The sequence below is a fragment of the Thalassospira lucentensis genome, from assembly GCF_011806425.1.
In the GTDB taxonomy this organism is placed as follows: domain Bacteria; phylum Pseudomonadota; class Alphaproteobacteria; order Rhodospirillales; family Thalassospiraceae; genus Thalassospira; species Thalassospira lucentensis_B.
The window spans coordinates 151759-172648 of record NZ_JAATOV010000001.1 but is presented as its reverse complement, the minus strand read 5'-3'; the positions used below and the strand labels follow the sequence as shown (position 1 = coordinate 172648).

The following is a 20890-nucleotide window of genomic DNA, read 5'->3' as shown; positions in this document are numbered from 1 at the left end:
AAGGCGGCGACTCCATATTTTACAGATCATGAAAATTTGTGTCCTTGTAGGTTTCACACCAAGCTTGAAGCATTAATATATCCCAAAGATAATATTGCCAGTCAGCGTCTCCGGCGAGATGTTCTAGCCACTTTTGTCGAACCGGTGCGGGTGATAGGATTCCATGTTTGGCGATTGTCGTGGGATCGAGTAGGTTTTCTGCCCATTCTTTGAGTGGGCCGCGAAGCCAACTTCCAATGGGAACTCCAAAGCCCATTTTGGGGCGGTCTGTGATTGCTTCTGGTACGTATTTATTTAGGATTTGCCGCAAGGGCCATTTATCTACTTTTTTCTTAATCAAATGATCTTGATTAAGTCTCCAGGCGAACTCGACGACACGATGATCCAAAATTGGTACTCTTGCCTCAAGGGATACAGACATACTTGCTCGATCTACCTTTGTTAGGATGTCGTCGGGAAGATAGGTTTTGCTGTCTACGTAGCGCATCCAGTCCAGATAATTTGGCGTCAACGATTGACTGGAATTGTCCCAGATACTTGCTTTGGGCTCACACGAACCCGGTATCAAAGTTGATGGGGCTGACCAATGGCTTACAAGGCCACGATATAGATCTTCCCTACCGTCACGCAGTAAATTGCGCAGCTTTTGCGCGCGGCCAAGTGTAAGCTTCAGATGGTTTGCATATGGCAAGTGCTCAGTCGAAGACATAAATGCCTCTGTTGTTAGCGAAGATAGCAGGTGGTTAAACCCACGTTTCGCGAAGCCTGGTACCTTGTTGGCTGCCTGATGCAGCTTCAGAGCTTTTGTATATCGACTGTATCCGGCAAAAAGTTCATCTCCACCATCACCGCTTAAAGCCACCGTCACGTGCTCTTTGGTCATTTGAGAAACCAGATATGTGGGAATTTGCGATGAGTCGGAAAACGGCTCGTCAAACATCGTTGCAAGTTTTGGAATCACATCGCGGGCTTCGGCAGGTGATACATAGAACTCGGTGTGATCTGTGCCCAAATGTTTGGCCACTGCAGCTGCATGAGGCGCTTCGTTAAACGCATTTTCCTCGAATCCGATCGAAAAGGTTCGTACTGGATTAGGCGAGTGCTCTTGCATTAATGCGGTTACGGTAGATGAATCGATCCCTCCGGAAAGAAATGCACCTATTGGAACATCTGAGATCATTCTTCGTTGAACAGCATCACTGAGTAGTTCATGTAGCTGGTCTATTAATTGCTCGTCAGTGCCTGAGAAGCATTTGGATTGGCCCTGGAGAATTGTATCTTCTAGTGACCAATATGCTTCAATCTTCGGTGTGTCGGAAAGTTGGCTGCTAAACGTAAGTAAATGCCCAGGCTCTAATTTTTGCGTGTTCTTGCTTACGGAATGTGGGCTAGGAATATAGTTATGTCGTAAAAAGGAAGTCAGAGCGTCTTTGTTTAAATCGCCTTTCCAATCTGGATGGGCATAGAGCGCTTTGAGTTCGGAGCCGAAAAATAGCTGTCCGTTCTGGATTGACCAATAAAGTGGTTTTATTCCCAGCCGGTCACGAACAAGGGTTAGGTTTTGTTCTTTGCGATCCCAAACTGCGATTGCAAACATGCCTATTAATCTCTTGAGAGTTTCCTTTACTCCCCATGCGGAGAACCCCTCAAGCATTACTTCAGTGTCGGAATGGCCGCGAAAAGTTGATCTGCCAAGCCTGCGAAGATCGTCGCGCAGTTCGTTGGAATTATAAATTTCACCATTATAAACGGTGACAAAGCGATTGCAGCTAGAAGACATTGGCTGGTTGCCAGCGGGCGAGAGGTCTATAATTGACAGACGTCGGTGTGCTAGCGCAACGCCTGCCGCCGCGTCTGACCATGCAGCCGCTGCATCGGGGCCTCGGTAATGAATTTGTTCGCCCATTCTTAGGGCGATGTCCTCAAGTTCCTCAGGGTTTTTGTTCCGGCGGTTATCTAGAAAGCCTGCAATTCCACACATTTTGTTAGCGCTTCTTTAATGGGCTATCCAGGGGGGCTGATAGCAATTTTTTGTATACTTCATCGTAGGAATTAACGCAGTTCTTCAGGGAAAAAAGAGAATGAACCTTTTTCTTTCCTTGGTCTCCCATCTCTTTCCTTGTAACTGGATTTGAAAGAAGTTCTTGGATGGCTTCAGAAAGTACACTTGGAATCATAGGTGGAACCACAAGGCCTGTAATTCTATGGGTTACAGCTTCAGCATTTCCACCAACATTCGTAACGACCATCGGTAGTCCGGCTGCCATGCCTTCTAATATGGCATTAGAAAAACCTTCTTGATGCGAGACCAGTAAACCGATGTCTGATGCCGCATAAATGTCGGCAATATCTTGGCGTGAACCTAAGTACATAACATTTTCACCGATGTTTGCACTTTCTGCGTAGCGTAACAGTTCTGGTAACATCCCGTCATCTCTCCCGACAATTAAAAGCTTCCAGTCAGTTTGAGTATTTGAGGATACTTGCGCCATCGCCTTCAAGAGATCGATATGCCCCTTATATGCAATGAGGTTTGCTACAATTACCAAAACTAAACTGCTTTCGGGAATGCCCAATGCTTGCCGCAGGGTAGAAGGATTGGTTGAGCTTACGGGGGCGCTCACACCGTTATAGATTAAACCCGTTTTATTAGGTGGTGAACCCTCGGCTATAAGCTGGTCTACGACTGATTTTGAATTTCCTAAAATAAAATGCATTCTTCTGTGTAGAAAACTCTCAAACTGGCGAATAAAAGGTCTATGACTTAAGTAGTCATTTAAACTTCTTCTGCTCATAACGCGTTTAGCGTTGCTGAATATGAAAGATAACGGAGCACCTAGCCAATAACTGGCAGGCAAGAAAAAATGGATAATACTATAGGGGGTGGTCAATATACTGTAAGAAAATTGCAGTGATACAACGATTAGTCTAAATAGGCGAGAGAGAATTCCGTTTTTACGTCTTGGTGTGTTTTTATACCACAATGGAATAACATTGATTCCCGATGATTTGAAATCTTCTTCCATTGTGCCAGCATGAGAAAGAGTAAATATATCAAAATTATAACCCTTCTCAGATAGAAGAGGAAGTGTTGTTAGTAAATGCTTTTCACATCCCCCGCGATCTAAGCTGCCTACTACAATCAATACCTTAGCGCGCATATTGTATGGCCGTCTGTTGCAATATGTTTTCGATTTGCTCTACGTAATTGTCTAAATGATAAGACTTCGCGTGGTCATAGGCATTATCAGCGAGAGATAATCGGAGCTTCTCGTCAAGCTGAAGTTTCTCGAGGGCTTCTGCGAGTTCAGTGGCATTTAGACCTGTTAGAAGTCCCGTGTGTTGATCTTCAAGCACATCGGAGATGCCGATCACATTTGATCCAACGACAGCAATTCGACACGCCATCGCTTCAATCAGTGATTTTGGGTGCCCCTCATAATCGGAGAACAACACAAATACGTGACTGTTGTGGTAGATATGTAGTAATTCATCATTCTTAACTCTACCAACAAATTCGACATCGGTGTTGAGTTGAGAAGATAGGTTTTGAAGATTTTCTTTATCCGGCCCATCACCAACACATATAAGTTTTACATTTGATAGCTTGCTAATTGCTTCAATAATTAAATCGTGTCTTTTCGGGTATGATAATCTTGCTGTCGTTACTATTTGAAACTTATCAGCATGGGGTTGTGTTTTAATTCTAATGAGGTTGTCTGAGGAAATAGGAAAAAACGTAGAGCTATCTACGTAATTTGGGAGCACGTGTAGCTTTGAGGTTAGTGACTTATTAAGTGATTTTACCGCGCTTGAAATTGTTGTCGTTGTTGTGATTATTTTTGATGCTAGGCGCATTGAAAAAAATTCATTGATATAACTAAAAAGATATTTTTTAGATAACTTTCCGTAGTTATGAGCGTCTTGTAATGAGTTTAGATAGCCAAATCTTAGAAGGAACGGGATGCGACGAATACTTGCGAAAATAGCAGCAATATAAGACCCGAATAATTGGTTTGATAATATTACCATATCTGATTGTGAGGCATCTTTTTTTAAGAATAAAATTTGATAAATCATCCAGACCCGATTTGGAAGGTAAGTATCATTAACTTTAATGTCAAAATCAGGAAATTTATCCACATATTTTTTGTCCTCGCCCTTTGACCACGTCAAAATCGTGATCTTGTGTTGACGATTCGCTAGTTTCTTGTAGACAGCCATTTCTCTTTCTAATGTACCTACTTTGTCAAATAGGCTTAGAGTGGTTCCTTGGTCTAGATAAACTATAATATGCATGTTGTTATTTTACGCGATAGGTGCTGATGGAATGTTTGTCATGGGCGTGTTTTCTGTTTGCAACGAGCGTATAATGAGATATTTCAGTATGCACAAACAGCATTAAGCTATTAAAATCGAACGTGAAACAACGCAAAATGCTTTTATGAAATATGCGATTATTTGTCCGGAGCTTTAGGTGCCAAAATCATTTAGGCCTGCCTAACGTCAGACGTCATTCTTCCTACTTCCTACTTCCTTCTCTACACATTCATAGAAAGATTTAGAGATATCGGTGGCACGAAATGCATGCCGGGATCCACCTCTTTGATGACCAACAAATGCCTTTCCATCCAGCTGATACTCCTCATTGTAATCTTTTCCGGTTCGTAGAACCTGAATTTCAGCGGAGCTAGGCTTAATCTGTCGAAATGCCTTGGCTTTGATGTTGTGTTCTTTGCAAAACTGCGGGAAGCGCCATCCCACATCTCGAACAACCTCATAGCCGATAGGAAGGTTGTATAGGTCTGAATCGTCCTGTGATTTGATCGCGATGTTCTTTTCTTTTAGAGGCATCCAGTTCATGCCCGAAATGTCACACCCATCTTTTATGGCGAGCCAAATCGGATTGGGAAAATCTTTATACGTTTGGATTTTTGACGTGCCTGAGCTAAATCCCCCGATGGGTTCATAAGGAGTGCCAATAACGTCGACGTCAGTGAGTTCCTCTTCTATTATTTCGTCCCATCCTTTCTGGATAACCGCTACATCACTGTCTGCTATAATGTTGTGTCCGGCCAGATTGGGGAGGGTCCTCATTATTCTGTTTAGGCCTGCAGCATGACCATTTGACCCGCCAAGGCTTGCATTTTGCGTGATTTTGGCACGAAGGAAAATGCGCCAATCGTTAAGTGTGCGGAGCCTGTATGCGCCTGGCATCTTATATACTTCGAAGCAGCCTGATAGCCGCGCATCTTTTCTGAAGTGATTAAAAGCTTCTGAATCGAGCGCGTAGCAAAAAAAGAACAACCGTTCAGAGTCCTTAGCAGTATGCGTAAAGTTATCTACCAAATAGTTATAATATTCTCTTGCACCAAAATCGACAGCAACATGTACATTAATAATTTTACGGCTCATGGGAATCAACTTGCTATACTTATGAAATGTTCTCTGTTCTCAATCTTACTGACTCAGTCATATGGCTTTTGGGCTACAACAAATAGCATATGGCCAGCGACTATGCCCCGCGTAATAAGAGAGTAGCTTAACTATTCTTGCTGTAATCGGACCGGAAGTGTTCATTTTTGTTAATCCAGTGAAAAGGCGCCCGATACCCTGAGTTTTGTGTATTTGGGGGATCGATTTTATAATAAAAGGTTGCTGCTTAACCTCAAAGGCAATTTCTCTTTTTGTTAACCGCCATTGGTAGAACGCATATTTTTTTCCGGCATCTTGATGCGTGTTGTTCCAGTCCCCGTGATATTTTTGGAAAAATAAGCGTAGGCTATCTTGAGGTACGGTTATAAACAGAAATCCACCCGGTTTTAGGATCCGATAGGCTTCTGATATGGGGGTGCTAAGGCCTGCCTCAAAATGTTCAAATGTGCCCCATGAAATATACGCATCAAAGCTTTTATCGGTGTGACTAAGCTTGTTGATGTCTCCAGTTTCCCACTGAAGGTTAGGAAATTCTTTTTTCAAACGCGAGATAGTTGATGAAGACATGTCAAGATCGGTTGGTTTGAAGCCTCGTCTATGCAAATAATTTACCCATTCCCCCATACCGCAGCCGCCATCAAGGAAAGAGGCGCCGGCTGGAAGTTCGCTCAGATAGTCTGAAATGACGCGATATTCGTCACTTGCTTCAATCTTCTTTTGGACGAGGTCAGATGTAATGGCCAAATCTTGCCACACGCTACTCCAAAAGGCGTCGACGCGTTCAATTTCTGATTTTTCTTCAAGATCAGCTTCAATGGGTAAATAGTCTTTTTGCACGAGTTTGAGCTCTTTTAGTTGAATATTTTACAGTATTTGTCGGTTACGTTCTCAATTGTAGGTACATCTATTTGGGTTCGATACTGGTCGTAATTTTCGACGAGCTTTTCCAATAGGGCAGGTATTTCTTCAGCACTCTCAAACCCAAGCCCACCTGACTTGACGATCTCGGGATGGCCGCCGGAGTTTTTGTACAGAGCAGGCAGTCCACAGGACAATGCTTCGGTCAAAGCGTTGGAGCAAGGGTCATTTATGCTCGCGGTAATGTAAATATGACTATCTCGCAAGTGCGACGCTAGTTGATTAGATGGAACGGCTGGTACTATGCGTATATTCTTATACTGTCCCTTGATATTTCCAACGAATGTCATCTCGTACTTCGAAAAATCAAGGTTGTCGTCAATCCATTTATATGTCTCAGCACCCTTTCGGGCATTGTCCGACCAGCTTGTGGCAACAATCCTAATCTTTCCGGATAAATTCGTTATGTCTGTTTTAGATGCACTAGGGTAGAAGATCGAAGAGTTTACCGCATTCATTATGACATGCGTGTTAGGGCCAAAGTCCAATCCAATTTCTTCATGTTTCTTAAGGCTAAACTGACTTTGGAAGACTGTGGCATCGGCGAGTTCGCGGTTGATTTCGAGTATTTTCTTATCGATCTCAAAGTCTTTGCCGCGATAAGCAGAAATAGGACCGTCCACGCGATGCACGGTTTTAATATTTCGGCTTTGCCTGGAATGGAGTTGTTCCCGGAGCCAATTCATGTCGAAGTTAAATGAATTAAACAAAACTTTTCGTGTGTTTTTTCCTATTTGACCGGCGCAGACGTCAATGCCTCTGCGTTCAAGTTCATGTTTCACCGCTAGAAGAAATTGGTTACCACCGCCATATGGCGGTGGACGAAATTCGTGAATAATACTGTATTCAGCGCCGTAAAATTTATGTCGTAATTTTTTGAACATAATAATCAGCCTTCTTTTAATGGTAAATTTTTCAGTATCTTTTTAATAAAATATTTTAATGTTTTTATTGTTTCTTTCGGGTTCAATTTAAAAGCTCGTGCAAATAGATGTATTCGGCAAAAAATGGAATCGAATCCTCGTGGATATATGCAAGACTGAAGTATACGGTATATTATCAAAGCGTGGAACTCTGAAAGCTGATTTCTTTCACCGCCTAATTTATTCACCATATCCAACAATTGGTGACCTAGAAACGCGCGATTGATATTCTGAGCGTCTGCTTCCCGCCGGTCTCCGAAGACATACGTTATAATTGGGATTATATTTGAAAACTCCACGCTTGTTGAGCCTTCTCGAGCAAAACGTTCTCTTATGATGTTACAAGTGTTCTTTAAGTTTTCGTGATAGTGACGGGTCGTCATATTTGACGGGTGCTGTCTATAGTATAACAGTTGCCTCGGTAGATTTGCGGCATTGGATCTAGTCAAGATCCGCGACCATAATTCAAAATCCTGATTGATGTATTGGTCACTATACAGCATCTTGTTTGCAGGTAATATCGTGCGCCGGATCATAATTGATGGATGGACAAAAGGGTTTGAAAAAAAACAAAAAGCCCAAATGCTTACGCTCTCTTTCGGGAGAAATGTTTGCCCAATCAGTTTACCATTATGATCTATGATGGTTGCTTGTGCTCCTAAAATAGATATCTCGGGGTTCTGTTCAAAAAATCTGACTTGTTCAAATAATCTTTCCGGATAGCAAATATCGTCGGAATCCATTCTTGCCAGATACTGCCCCGATGATTTTGAAATGGCCTTATTTAATGACTTGGTTTGTCCGATATTTGAAGCGTTTTTAATTAAAACAATTCTTTTGTCATCTATATTATCTAAATATTCAAAACTTTCATCTGTTGAGCAGTCATCAACAATGATAAACTCAAGATTATCATATGTTTGATTTAAAACACTTTCGACACAGTCCTTAAGATAAATACCGCCATTGAAATTAGCCATAATCACACTCACAAGTGGATTAACGGCATTGGCGGTATCTGAAGTGTTCGAAGGGGAAATCATGAAACACCCAAATTTCTACGCAATATTTTAAAGGGAATATTGATTGTCATAGCTTTTTTGTCGATGTCGAAAATCAATTCTTGGATACTTCGATTATACCGGGACGGTAGCTTCCTAAAGCGTCTGTGACAGCTTTATAAGTATTTTCGGTGCTGATGTTTTTCATGCATTTTACATCATGAGGGCAATTGCCGAGCAAGCCACAAGGCGCGCATGCTACAGGTGAATGTAAAATCATGTGTGAATCCGGATACCCAGCGAAGCTTGGGTCCGTCAATCCGCCCCAAAGAATCACTGCCTTTGCTTCGACTGCTCTTGCCGCATGCATCAATCCCCCTTCAGTGCCTATAAATAGCCGGCAGCTTTGCATTAGCAACGCCGCTTGGCGGAATGTTGTGGTTCCACGGATATCTATAACACCATCAAGTACAAGTGTGTCGGGGACTCCTATGCGGACGATGCTTAGCCCTGGGTAGCTTTCTTTTAATTGATTTACTAACAGTTGCCAACGCGCGGGCATCCAGGCTCTCAAGTTCGAGAACCATTCTGCGTTTGTAGATGGTTCCAGCACAATAAAGTCGTTGTTGTTCAGGTTGTGCTTAGCCAATAATTTCTCAACGTAGGGTCGTTCAGTTTCTAGCCCATAGAACGCTGGCTTAATTTGGGGGTGCTTTATAGGAGGGCGTTCGGGATCAAGGAATCCAGAGAGAGTTGCTGCTACTGCATTCGGGGAATCTCTCCAAATCATTTTGGTATCATCAACCGATTCTGCATAACTGAAGCGAATATCGTCTTTGTAAAGATACCTTACACCTGTGGACTTTGCGTGGTGGAAGCATTTCTTTTGAAGGTAATTGTCAAACGCGTCGCGCAGACTTAAGCGATTGATAGTCTTCTCAAAGAGTGTATCAACGCTGTTGCTGAGCGGAATTGTGAAAGTCGAGCGTTCGTTGGAAACATCGTGTAGGTAAGGGTTCTCGTGAAATACCGGGGACAATGTGTTCTCGGCAAGCGGACGGTACAGTCTGCCGCTCAGTAAGTCAGACAATTTTGGTTTGGCCACAAGGGCAATTTTGTTTCCGCTGTATTTACAGTATTCCGCAATACTTGCGGACAACATTAAATCTCCACCAAGTCCCACTTATTCCCCCATTGATCTATCTCTGTAAAAGTGGAAGTGATCTTTTAATAAATCTCTTTAAACGAAGCGGGAGATATCCCGAGAGTATGTGTTCGATTTCTTTCGAAATTTCTTCGTGATCGAAGGATGGGGAATGATATTCTTGCTCCGCGTTATTAAACATCTTAACGAATTCTGGGTTGTTGTACGAAGCGTCTTCAATCCTTGAATGAAACGACGCGCGCACCCCCATTAGGGCCCATAGCCGACCTGTCTCAGGGGCATTTTTCCAGGCATCAAGGCAATTACGGACAATATTCAATTGACCTTTTGACCAACGACGGTAGCCAAAGTGAAACGCCTGTTTAGGGGAGGGATAAAGACAATGTCGTGCAATGGGGAAGATATCTAACGTATCTTTTGGCTTTAGTATCTTCTTGTGGCCTACTTCTTCTATGCGGTCACAAAATAAGGGGTCTGTTGGTATTGAAAAGGAAACTTCTGGGGAGAATGAGTTCAATCCAGAAATCATCTGATTGCTGAAATAGTCTAACAATCCTGTCTGAACCGCAGAAATTTCACTATCTGTGCTGAAGATCTTCCATAATTTAAATAGACTGTCGTCCTTTTCAAGGACGGTATCACCATCAATTTTAACGAAAAGATCAAAATCGGAGCGATTCTCATTCCAGTACTGGAATAGCTCTTGGTGAGCAAAAATTTCTGGTTTGTTTTCAATCACATAGTGCCTGACAACAACGTACTTTTGAGCCGCGATCGCCTGTTGGCATGCGGGGAACTCTTTTTCTCCGCATGCCATAGTGCCGACAAGAATCTTAGGTGCAGTGTCCATAGTTACTCTTGATTTACTTCTCGCCAAGAAGAGTAAGAACTGTGTGTGCTATCTTCTCGGCATCCTGACGGGTTATCCACCAACCACATGGGATCGAGATTTGATGTTCCGAGAATTTACGAACCCCCGGAAGTGGCTTTCGGTACTTGTTAAAGCAACTATAGTCGTCATTTGGGACATGCACTTGTCCTGAGTGAATGCCTTCAGATGCGAGTTTGTCTATGAACTTATCTCGGTCAACACTGTTGTCCAAAATACACGTATATACCCAGAATGACGGATTGCTACCCTGAACGCGGTTGATTGGTCGGATTTTAGATGACTGTGCAAATGCTTTATCATAAGTCGCTGCATTGTCTCGATGTTGCGCAACAATTTCAGGCATTTTGGGCAATTGGGCTAACCCTATGGCTGCCGACACGTTGTTCATGTTAAATTTAAAACCAACATCACCTTCTTGGATGTCTGCGTCAGCTTGCTGTGCTTTCCAGTTCCCTTTTTCGTCTTTGGCCTTCTCACGGTCATACCCAAACCATTTAAGTTTCTGTGCGGCGTGATAATCGCGATCACTTTGGCAGACTAATGCCCCTCCGTCGCCACAAGTGAAATGTTTGATTGCTTGGAAGCTATAGCAAGTGAAGTCGGCAAAATGGTTTATTGGTTTGCCATCAAATTCTGCCATGAACGCGTGAGCGGCATCTTGAATGACTTTCACGCCATGCTGTTTGGCAACGGATTGGATGTCGGTCAGATTGGCAGGAACGCCACCCCAGTTCACATACAGAACCGCGACGGTGTTTTCATCAATCTCTTTGGATATTGTTTCAGCTGTTACCATTCCTGTTTCCGGGGAAACGTCAGCCCACTTGATTTCACCTCCTAAATTAATGATTGGTGTATTGGAGGCGATACAAGTCATCGGAGATGTCACAATGTTTTTCCCCGGCTTTAAGCCAGCGAGTTTCATCGCCACGGTAAGTGCCGAAGTGCAGCTATTCATAAGGATAATGTTATCATCCTTGAATACTCCCTTAAGCTGCTCTTTCAATTCATTAACTTGGATACCTTCATTGATGAAGCCGCTGTCAAAAACATCAGCCAAACCTGAAAGTGCGGTTTCTTTTTCAAGGTAAACTTTGAATAAGGGATAGGAGATTGAACTAGACATAGCGAACAGCTTTCACAAATTAGCTTGGACGGATTTCTTCGATTTTGGTGCCTACAAATTTGTCCATATCTCCGGAAAGGATCCCAAGAGAATTCAGATATTTCTCAAGATCATTCTGCGAGAGGCAGTCGTGTTCACTAGAATATTCAATCATTTTGAAGTTGTCGGGGATCGTGTCCATTGCTGATTTCAAAACGTGGAATCCATTTTTTGACATCAATCGCAGGGATTCCGTTTCAGAGATCAACATTTCATGAAGTTTTTCGCCTGGGCGGATCCCTGTAACCTTGATTGGTTTATTGTACATACGAGAGAAAATCTCGGCGAGGTCCCTTACACGCATCGAACGAATTGTGGGTAACCATGTCTCTCCACTTTCTGCATGTTTGGCAGCTGCAACGATCAGATCGATACTTTCATCAAGCGTCATCACAAAGCGGGTCATGCCGTCATGGGTAAGAGTGAAGGCTGCGGCATGTTCTGCTTGGTATCGGAAAAGCGGAATAATACTGCCACGCGACTCAAGCACATTGCCATAACGAACTGCAACAAATCGTGGAGTCTTATGTAGCTGGCCTCGACTGGTCACAATTCGTTCGGCGATCGCTTTTGACATGCCATATACATTCGTCGGTTCACATGCCTTGTCCGTTGAAACCATCACAACAGACTCAAGGTTTGACATGCGATCAAGATTTCGTTCGACAACCTCGACGAGGTTTTGTACGCCGGTAATGTTTGTTTTGATGCTTTCACTTGGAGCACGTTCACAAGTGTCAACTTGTTTAAGAGCGGCCGCCACAACGATAACATCGGGAAGCTCTGTAAGGACAACTTCTTCAAGGCGTTGGCGGTCGCGCATATCGCATACAGCGAACGAAACACTTTGCCCGGCAGTCAAATCGTTCCGCATGGTCCATTGTTTTAATTCATCTCTTGAAACAACAACTAGATGGTTGTTGTTTGATAACCGGCGAACGAGCGCTTTTCCAAGAGAGCCGGTGCCACCAATGATGAGGATCTTTTTGTTTTGAAGTTGTTCCATGAGACGGTGAGTCCTTGTTCACAGTAATTTCTTTTTTGGGCCGATAAGACGCACTTTATCCTATGCGTCGCCGGATTAACTTGAGGTCTTTCTCGTAATTTTGGCCGGGAACCAAAAGCTTTTCTTCTAGGTATTCTGGGGCTTTTCTTTGAACGCAGGATAAAACAAACCTCAAAGTATTTATCGGCCCTAAATCATCTTTCAGCCATTTTTTACATTCTTCAGGGCTTTTAATGATGTTTAGTATCTCTGATCTTTGGTCGATCAAATCATCGGACCATTCATATTCTGGAATACCAGGCGCCTGATCATTCAAAAGCCAGCCATGATCACCATGCAGTACAACGATTGCGTTCGGATCCAGCACTGAAAGTTTGGTCATGAACGTAGTGACTGTTTTCTCAATGCATTCAACACTGTACTGATAAAGTCGTCCATCATTGTAGGCGCTTACATTGATGCGGTTACATTCCCCATCTACATACCACGGGCTGTGAGGTTGCATGTGATGGATAAATGTAAACTGCGGATGCTCACTTTCCGTTCGCTTTTCAACAAGCTTTTCGAGATATTCTGTTACCGGCGTAATTGAGTCAATTTTCTTGTCGAGGACAGCTGGATAGATTAATGGCAGCGGTGTCCGCGATATCAAAATTTGAGCTTCGCGGTTCGGATGAAATTGTTCCCGATTAATGCAATCCATATGGACTTTGCGGCAGCCGCTGTACCAGCTCCCGGACATGTTAAGATCGTAGCCTAGGCTGCGCAATTTCCGAAATAATTCCGAAGGCTGCTTCCGGTATGTGATTGCCGGGAAGTAGCTGCTGTTCGGCAGCGCCGATTGATCGGAGTTTTCATCCCTAAAATAGTCTAAATGAAAAAGACTTCCGATACTGGAAGCCGAAGCTATGTAATTAGACCGCGCTTCTGGAATATAAGAGAACCCTAGTGTTTCCATAGATTGGACAAAGGGAAGAAGGCTTTGACCGGTAACAGTTTGGTATCCTCTTTCACCGATCATCCCATCTGATACAATATAGTAGATGTTTGGCAAATTGTTCTCCACAACCGGAGATATCCGTTCCTCAATCTTCGTGTTTGTTTCCGGCTCGAAGAAGATGCTTGAAGCCAAGCTTGGTAGATTCATAATCAAAGGTGTGAATGAAGCTACTACGATACCAAAGTACAGGCTCTTTCGAGTGATTTCAAATCGCGAGAGAGTGCCAGCAATTGCGCAGACCAAACATGCGAAAATCAGCACACCTATAATCGCACCGCGCTCAAAACCAATCGCAGTTATGATGTTTCCGCTGAGTTGATATGCCGGTTTAAAAAAGAAGAAAATTCCAACTAATACAAGACCTGCACTAAAAATCGAATGAAAATGCCGTTTGGTTATTGCGCGTACAGCTAATGTGACGATCAACAGAATTGAAAAAACAAATAAACAAAACAAAAGAGGTTGCCAAATAGAAAAAATATCAGCTTTCCTCAACTCACCGAGGTTGGTGTCCAAGAAGTTGTTGAAAGGCCATAGACAAATTGCAAGCAAAGATATGATAGGCAGTGCAATGTTGGTCATTATTTTTTCCTGTAGAAGAATAATTCTCTTCCCGATTGTGATACTACTTCTCTATTTTCAATTTTTGCATTTCTTTCAATGGCTATAATGAAGTTCTCTTTTGTGTAGTCATTGAATATATCCTCGCGCGTCGCGAGCATGCGTTGTATCATCGGGTCTGATTTGGGAACAAATTCTATTACACCGTTTGGTGCTAAGCTTATCAACCAATTTACAACATCTGTAAGAAGAGCATTTCTTCCAACTACTAAGTGATGAATGAAAGCAAGCGCCAAGATACTGTCCGCATTTTTGCGGTCAGAAAAACCTAGTCGTTCCGATTGCATCCAGCCTTGGTTCGGGCTCGGGTTCATTGCGTTGAAATACAGCGGGAGCAAATTTATTTTTTTGCTTTTCGCACGATTGAAGGCGGCTTCTAGAGCATTATGGTCGATGTCAAACCCGATAGCTTGAGTTGCTCCGCCTTGTAAAGCTGCCTCGCTGAACAATCCGGAGTTGCATCCTAAGTCCCAGACCGTTTTTGATTCGGTTCGGGTAATGAAGTTTGCAATCAAATCTTTCTTTTTTTGAGTTTCTTCATTGGTGTAACTATTGTCGTGTTCATAGTCTCCCCATTCCGAGCTTCCTCCGGCTGGTAGTTTAAGCGCCATGATCGTGTTTTTTAAACTCAATAAAAGATTTCTAAGTTTAGTCTTGCTGAAGGAAAGGTTAGTTTTTTTTGCGTTTTCACGTGCATCAGAGTGCTTGCTTTGGAGGTGCGCATGCAAAATCACATGAAAAAGCATTACGGGAGAGAAAAAATCACGCATCCGCGCGAGTTTTGCAAATTCCCCGACAGGAATTCCTTCTAGTTCACCCCTAAACCATGAGTTGAATGGGGTTCCTAATTTGCAGCGTAGGAGTAATGGGCACAGGAATTGTTCGACGAACTGCCGGTACCCATCCCAATAATCTCCGTCATTATATTCAATTAAAGAAAGCGTATCGATGAAGTAAGCTTTTGTGCCAATGAACTGAATATTATAGGCAGAACCATCCGCTAAATTATAGCCAAGTTTAAGAGCAGAAAGATGAAGGTTTAAATGCGTAATTGCAGCGGACTTTAGCTGTGAAAATGACCACTCGTAGGGGTGGGAAATGAAAGAAATCTCGGGATGTTCCAAGACTCTTCCGCTGGGGCTTAGATCAACAATTTCCTTTGGAACCTCATCAGCATTCTTCAAGGTAGCTGGCCAGAGGTTATTCTCTGACATGAGCATTTCCAATGTCCCAGTTTTCGTCATCTCAGAAATCGTCTGGTAGGCGGTATCTGATAGTGTTCTGAAGATACGGTTCTCGTGTCTTACAACTCTACCATTTCGATCTCTAAAGGATCCGGGAACAATTGCTGTCATCATGTGCCTTAATTATCAGAAGCGGGTTCTTGAAATCGTAAATTATTCGTCTTCTGGGCTGTTTGGGTCTTTGTCTTTGCCGAATAATTTAGCGAAGAATGCCTTGATCTGTTGGCGTGCTGCAGCAAAGCCGACGCTGAGAGCTGCGACGGCCCCAACCACAGCCTGCAGGATAATGGAACCGGTTCCAGGGTCGAGGTAAGCATACGCCGGGCTGGTGAGCGTCAAAAGTGCTGCACCGGACAGTAAGGCCATTTTACAGAAAGACGGTTTCATCTTCATTCACCTTTTAGAGGACGACTTGTTTAGGAGCTTCACTACGTTATCTCTAAAGAGATTAATGTTGTCCATAAAGCCAATTCCTGATTGATCAGGGATTAATTTTCCATCGTTTGCCTTGAGTGCTTTTAAACCGTTTTGGATTGCTTCATGTGCATGGAAAAGACATGGCGTACTATAGATGACTAAATCTGCGCCCTTGGACTTTAATTCAGTAAGTGAAACAGGCGGAGTTTTCCCGCCAGCAATTAAGTTGACCACGATATAGGCGTCAGATTTCACAGCATCCCGTACGCGTGAGACATCCTCAACGGACGACAAACCTTCCAGCATGATTGCGTCGGCACCAACATTTGCATATGTTGAGACGCGTTTTAGCCCATCTTCAAAGTTTGTGCTGTCGGAGCGGGCGACAACGAACATCTCGTCGCGTGCGGTAAGGACTGCATCTAGTCGGCGGATATAGTCATCGACGGGCATAACCTCTTTACCTTCAAGGTGACCGCATTGTTTTGGACGTCGTTGATCTTCAAGTATAACTGCAGACGCTCCAACGCGTTCTAGCCTTGTTGCGACAGTTGCAGCAATGTTCGCGTCACCGTATCCCTCATCGATATCTACGACAATGTGGTTTTCGGGTAAAATGGCCCGCATTCTCTCAACATAGTTGACGATATCCGGCCATGCTATGTAGCCTTCGTCGGGAAGCCCGTAGTAGCTTGCAGCAAAGCCATAGCCTGAACAAAATATGCCTTCGAATTCTCTGCCAGCAAGCGAGGCGGAAAACTGATCAAATACCCCAATGAGCGGAAGTATTTTTCCGGTTTTCATTCTCGAGCGGAGCTGCTCACCATAACTCTGTCCGGTGTTTTGATGAAGTTCAACGGCTTCACTGTCAGAGTTCAGCTCGGAGGGTTTTTGCAAATATAAACCTAGTGTGCGCTCGACATCTTTTATAGATGATAATTTAGAGGAAATATCCCGAGGGAGTTCTTCGCCAATAATTTTTTCTATGCCCACAATAATCCTGATTAAGGCCAAGCTATCCCACTGACGAATTGTGGCCGAGCTGGCATCATCATGGACTTCGCTTTGGTCAAGATTAAGGGCGTCAGCAACGATATTTTTTGATATTTCTTTAAGATTATTCATTCCTGTTCCGCCTTTTTATTCTAAAATATCGAGATATTGTCGTGTATTAATTTTTGTATTTAAGTGATTAACAAAAGGCTGTGAGCCAAAATCTTTAAGGTAGTGAATGGTGGCAACATAATTATCTGGGCGACATAAATCAAGGTGGATTTATAGCCGAAAGCCGCCTCTAAAGGCGGTCAATATCTCATCGTTCTTTACCATTTCGGGACGCGATATATTGACTTAGAGAAGCGTGGTGGGCATGGCAGATAACTGACTTAGGGGGCTACTGTTCTCATTTAGTTGTGATGCTGTAGCCAATGATTATCGTAAGCAATGATCTTCAGTTTTGGATAGTATGGTCTGTCGATACAGTAAATCCTGCAGAAAATAATCTGCAGGATTTACCTTTGAAACAACTATTCTTGTCGTCGGGATAAATAAGATAATTATTCGTTCAGGCAGAAGTTTGCGACATTTTCGCGGTTTATTTTCCCACGATCGGTCTTTGGAATGCCATCTACGACAAACCATCTATCCGGGTTCTTTTCCGGGATGAGGTTTTCTCGACAGTGGGTTTTCACTGTTGCGAGATCAAAGTTACTGCTGTCTTCAGGGACGATCGCGACGCCGACAATTTGACCAGCTAGAGGATCTGACACTGGGAATGCACATGCTTCTTTGATATCTTTATGCTTTTCAAGCAAGATATCGATATCTTCAGGATGAATTTTTAACCCGGCTCTATTGATTTCGTTTTTTTGGCGGCCGATCAGTTTCGCATTTCCCATTTCATCAATGACGGCGATGTCTCCTGTGTGAAACCAGCCGCTCTGAAGGGCTTCAGCCGTCGTTTCTGGTCGATCAAAGTAACCGCGCATTAAGGTTGGCGTTTGAACTAGAAGCTCGCCTTTCCCATGGTTTTGGATGCTGCCATCGTCAAGCTTAACTGCATAACTTCCGCCCCATGCTTTGCCAATAAGGCCATCTTCTGCCACACCGCGTATATAGGTCCGGCCGCCGATCCAGTTACAAGCCTCTGTAATCCCATACACATTCCAGATGGAATCTAGTGAGCACCATTTGGCAATATCCCCCCATAAATCTGATGAAAGAGGGGCGGACCCAACATGCACGCGCCGAAGGTATTGTTTCTCCGGTCCGCTTGAAAGGCGCGTAATTATGCGCCACATAGCCGGGACTGAGCTCATGAAGCTAATTTCATGTTCGTCTAGCAATTTGCCAAAATTGCTCGCTATTTCGACAGACACACCTGGCACAATCCGTAAATGAGCGCCGGCAAAAATTGCAGTAAGGCAATTCCCAATCAAACCATGTCCAAAATGTGTGGGCAAGGGACTCAAAGTGTTACGGAGTACTTCATCGCCGATTTCTTCACGGTTAATCGCGATGCGAGCAAACAATGATCGGAATGAGTGTGTGACCCCTTTGGGTGTTCCCGTTGTGCCTGATGTGAAAAGCATCAGGGCATCATCATCCAATCCGTGTTCCACAACCTCTGTGAAGGGATGCGAGGACTCAGATTCTTGCGTTGTATCTATATACGGTGCAGCAGGAGCCTCTTCGAATGCTAGATTACCCGCACCAACAATCGCTTTGGCCTTAACAAAGTTGCAGATGTTGTTGATTTCGCTAAGTGTGATCGAGGAGTTTACGCAAGCGACGCACGCGCCTGCTCTCCAGGCGCCGAACAATGTGGAGAAGAAGCTTGGTTGGTAGGAGGCAATGATCACAACGAGGTCGCCTTTCCCAATACCGAAACGCTGCAACTGAGTGGCTATATTTAATGCCTCTTTGGACAGCTCTTGCGAAGATAAAGATTTATCCTCGGTAATGAGTGAGATTCGAGTTCGTTCCGGTAGATTGATGATCATGTTCTCGACCTGTGTTTTACGCGTTGATGGCTGATACGACGGTTTGCCAGTCTTGGCGATTTTTGATGATCTCGACAGCTTTGTTCATGCGTCGCCAACGTTCCTCTTCGGGCATGCGCCTGATATGTTCTACCAACTTAGGAATTTCCGATCTATCCTTATATGGAAAGACGGTCGGGATTTCGTCTATGTTGTAAGCTGCACGGCTTAGGTCATCATTCCTGATGACAAAGCAGCCGCGTCCTGCAACTGTGAGACATTTTCCCCACAGGCCGTGGAAGCTGGTTGGTTCGCCTTGGACGGTCAGTGATGCATGGTCGTCATATAAATAAATGCCAACTTCTTGAACGGTTTTCAGGAAAGTTTCGAAATCAACCCGTTCCAAAATTTCAGTGTGCAAGCCGCTTGTTTTTTCGAGCTCATCGAAAAATTTTTGCCGATGAGGATGAACTGTGCCTTGAAAACCAATTTCGTGTTTGCGTTTGGTAAATGGTTTTCCCGGATCGCAATTCTGAGGGATTGCCCCCATCCGCACAAATTTTACCGTTGCCTCTGTTTGGTTGGCAATATGATCACACCACCATTTAGAAGTTACCAGAAAGGATTCAACGCGGATAAGTGATTGGAGTAATTCATATATACCACGGCAAGCTCCGTTGTCGTGATACGCTTCCCAAGGGTCTTGGTCGTACATATACAGTTCAGAAGTCTCAGAAATTTTGGCAAGGTATGGGAGAAGTGGTCGCCAGCTTCTCAAGCGCAGTACAGAAAGCATTTTTACGCCATGTGGGGGTGTATTATACTCTCCGTTAATCAGGTCGTTTGCTGAGACATACTGGAGGTCAAAATTGTCTTTCAGCACAATATGAAGTTGTTTAATGAAGCAATCTGAATTTATTTGTTTCTTATCTTCATAAATAAGTATAATTTTTTGTTTGTTAACCACAAAAATCACTTTCTTATTTTGGAGCTCGTCGCTCTCTAAATGAGAGTTATGTATGTTTTCCATTTCTGAACTAATGTGCTGCTAGGTGTAATTGTACATTGGTTTGTTACACCTCAGAAAGCAGGCATCGGTAAGTTCGAAGGTTGCTGTCCTCATAGAGATAACATGCGATCCAGGCTTTTGTAATTGCACTATGCCGTGTAAGCCCCAGATCGATAGAAGATGCAGAAGTAGCATCTATCCAATTGCCATTTTTTTAAGGAAGATCTTGTGATCAATTGCAAAGTTACCGGTGACATGACTTCCGATTGGCAGGTCATTTATGACGACAGACCCGATAGAGATGAAGCAGCCGCTGTCTATATTTAGGCCATTTGATATTGCTACATTCGGGCCGATCCAGCAATCTTGGCCAATTATACAGGATCCTGAAATTACAGCATTGGCTCCAACTTTGCAGCCCCTATCGAGGGCTACCCCATGTGAGATAAATACCATATGTCCGATCTTGCAGTCTTCACCTATGGTTGTTGGTGCATTGAACACGGACTTCGCAATCGAACAATTAGCCTGAATATCCACATTGTTGTTTACAACGACTTTTCCACCGTGCCGGATGCAACACGTCTTGCCGGCCAGTTCTCTAATCTCAAACCCGTCATACCCGATCGTGCTATTTGGTCCAATTGAGCAATCATCGCCAATTTCGCTCCCTGACAGGATAACGGTATTTGGCCCCACGATTGATCGTTCTCCAATGACTACATCTGTTGCGTCGATATATGCCGTTGGGTGGATCTGCGCAGTTGGAGAGATTGTCGTTTTCTGGCCGGGTGAATAAAAATCTGTACTCAGCAAGAAGTTGTGAATATCAAAAAATGTTTCAAGGGGTTTCGAACAGACTGCGTGAGGATGCGAGTCTGCGATGAGTGGTGAAAGCGCCTCGGTTGTGAGAATGCATGCTACATTCTTGTCATCTTGTGCAATTTTTAGATATCGTTCATCGTAAACCGGAGTGAGAGAGTTTCTTGCCCTACGGTTAAGGAACCCGAGCTCCTGGAATGTGCCGTCAATTACGACCTGAATTTGCGCATGGTTTGATAGTGTAGATAGGTCCATTTCTCACAATCATCATTTTGGAGTGAACTAAACTA

Annotated in this window: 18 protein-coding genes; all 18 read right to left on the bottom strand. The window is 43.6% G+C overall.

What is annotated here, in order from left to right:
- Nucleotides 1-19: 19 nt before the first annotated feature.
- Nucleotides 20-1981: an asparagine synthase (glutamine-hydrolyzing) gene (gene asnB, locus HCZ99_RS00800; RefSeq protein WP_167445010.1), complete on the bottom strand. Its 1962-nt coding sequence runs from the start codon at nucleotides 1979-1981 to the stop codon at nucleotides 20-22.
- A 4-nt stretch (nucleotides 1982-1985) separates the two neighbouring features.
- Nucleotides 1986-3161 carry a glycosyltransferase gene (locus tag HCZ99_RS00795; RefSeq protein ID WP_167445009.1) on the bottom strand — a complete coding sequence of 392 codons (1176 nt, stop codon included), beginning with the start codon at nucleotides 3159-3161 and terminating at the stop codon, nucleotides 1986-1988.
- Nucleotides 3151-4224 carry a glycosyltransferase family 4 protein gene (locus tag HCZ99_RS00790; RefSeq protein WP_167445008.1) on the bottom strand — a complete coding sequence of 358 codons (1074 nt, stop codon included), beginning with the start codon at nucleotides 4222-4224 and terminating at the stop codon, nucleotides 3151-3153. Before HCZ99_RS00790 ends, HCZ99_RS00795 begins: the two co-directional genes overlap by 11 nt.
- A gap of 282 nt (nucleotides 4225-4506) precedes the next feature.
- Complete coding sequence (locus HCZ99_RS00785; protein WP_167445007.1) at nucleotides 4507-5415, bottom strand: hypothetical protein; 909 nt, start codon at nucleotides 5413-5415, stop codon at nucleotides 4507-4509.
- A 57-nt stretch (nucleotides 5416-5472) separates the two neighbouring features.
- Complete coding sequence (locus HCZ99_RS00780; protein ID WP_167445006.1) at nucleotides 5473-6273, bottom strand: class I SAM-dependent methyltransferase; 801 nt, start codon at nucleotides 6271-6273, stop codon at nucleotides 5473-5475.
- A 14-nt stretch (nucleotides 6274-6287) separates the two neighbouring features.
- A complete protein-coding gene (locus tag HCZ99_RS00775; RefSeq protein WP_167445005.1) occupies nucleotides 6288-7238 on the bottom strand; it encodes a glycosyltransferase family 4 protein in 951 nt (316 codons plus the stop codon).
- A gap of 5 nt (nucleotides 7239-7243) precedes the next feature.
- Entirely contained in the window at nucleotides 7244-8320 is a 1077-nt protein-coding gene (locus HCZ99_RS00770; protein WP_167445004.1) for a glycosyltransferase, read from the bottom strand.
- Nucleotides 8321-8393: 73 nt separating this feature from the next.
- The gene (locus HCZ99_RS00765) at nucleotides 8394-9440 is read right to left on the bottom strand and encodes a glycosyltransferase family 9 protein (protein ID WP_167445003.1); all 1047 of its coding nucleotides are present in this window, start codon (nucleotides 9438-9440) and stop codon (nucleotides 8394-8396) included.
- Between the two features lie 37 nt (nucleotides 9441-9477).
- Complete coding sequence (locus HCZ99_RS00760; protein WP_167445002.1) at nucleotides 9478-10293, bottom strand: hypothetical protein; 816 nt, start codon at nucleotides 10291-10293, stop codon at nucleotides 9478-9480.
- A 13-nt stretch (nucleotides 10294-10306) separates the two neighbouring features.
- Entirely contained in the window at nucleotides 10307-11461 is a 1155-nt protein-coding gene (locus tag HCZ99_RS00755) for a DegT/DnrJ/EryC1/StrS family aminotransferase (RefSeq protein ID WP_167445001.1), read from the bottom strand.
- A 19-nt stretch (nucleotides 11462-11480) separates the two neighbouring features.
- Nucleotides 11481-12506, bottom strand: a complete 1026-nt coding sequence (locus HCZ99_RS00750) for an SDR family NAD(P)-dependent oxidoreductase (protein ID WP_167445000.1) — start codon at nucleotides 12504-12506, stop codon at nucleotides 11481-11483.
- 55 nt (nucleotides 12507-12561) lie between these two features.
- The gene (locus tag HCZ99_RS00745; protein ID WP_167444999.1) at nucleotides 12562-14088 is read right to left on the bottom strand and encodes a sulfatase-like hydrolase/transferase; all 1527 of its coding nucleotides are present in this window, start codon (nucleotides 14086-14088) and stop codon (nucleotides 12562-12564) included.
- Nucleotides 14088-15341: a class I SAM-dependent methyltransferase gene (locus tag HCZ99_RS00740; RefSeq protein ID WP_167444998.1), complete on the bottom strand. Its 1254-nt coding sequence runs from the start codon at nucleotides 15339-15341 to the stop codon at nucleotides 14088-14090. The genes HCZ99_RS00745 and HCZ99_RS00740 overlap by 1 nt, the downstream gene beginning before the upstream one ends.
- A 183-nt stretch (nucleotides 15342-15524) precedes the next feature.
- Complete coding sequence (locus HCZ99_RS00735; RefSeq protein WP_167444869.1) at nucleotides 15525-15758, bottom strand: hypothetical protein; 234 nt, start codon at nucleotides 15756-15758, stop codon at nucleotides 15525-15527.
- Nucleotides 15759-15764: 6 nt separating this feature from the next.
- Nucleotides 15765-16913, bottom strand: a complete 1149-nt coding sequence (locus HCZ99_RS00730; RefSeq protein WP_217701447.1) for an isocitrate lyase/phosphoenolpyruvate mutase family protein — start codon at nucleotides 16911-16913, stop codon at nucleotides 15765-15767.
- Between the two features lie 431 nt (nucleotides 16914-17344).
- A complete protein-coding gene (locus HCZ99_RS00725; protein WP_167444997.1) occupies nucleotides 17345-18790 on the bottom strand; it encodes a class I adenylate-forming enzyme family protein in 1446 nt (481 codons plus the stop codon).
- Between the two features lie 16 nt (nucleotides 18791-18806).
- Complete coding sequence (locus tag HCZ99_RS00720; RefSeq protein ID WP_167444996.1) at nucleotides 18807-19799, bottom strand: hypothetical protein; 993 nt, start codon at nucleotides 19797-19799, stop codon at nucleotides 18807-18809.
- Between the two features lie 174 nt (nucleotides 19800-19973).
- Nucleotides 19974-20855 (bottom strand): DapH/DapD/GlmU-related protein, encoded by an 882-nt coding sequence (locus HCZ99_RS00715; RefSeq protein ID WP_167444995.1) that lies wholly within the window; start codon nucleotides 20853-20855, stop codon nucleotides 19974-19976.
- Between the last annotated feature and the right edge of the window lie 35 nt (nucleotides 20856-20890).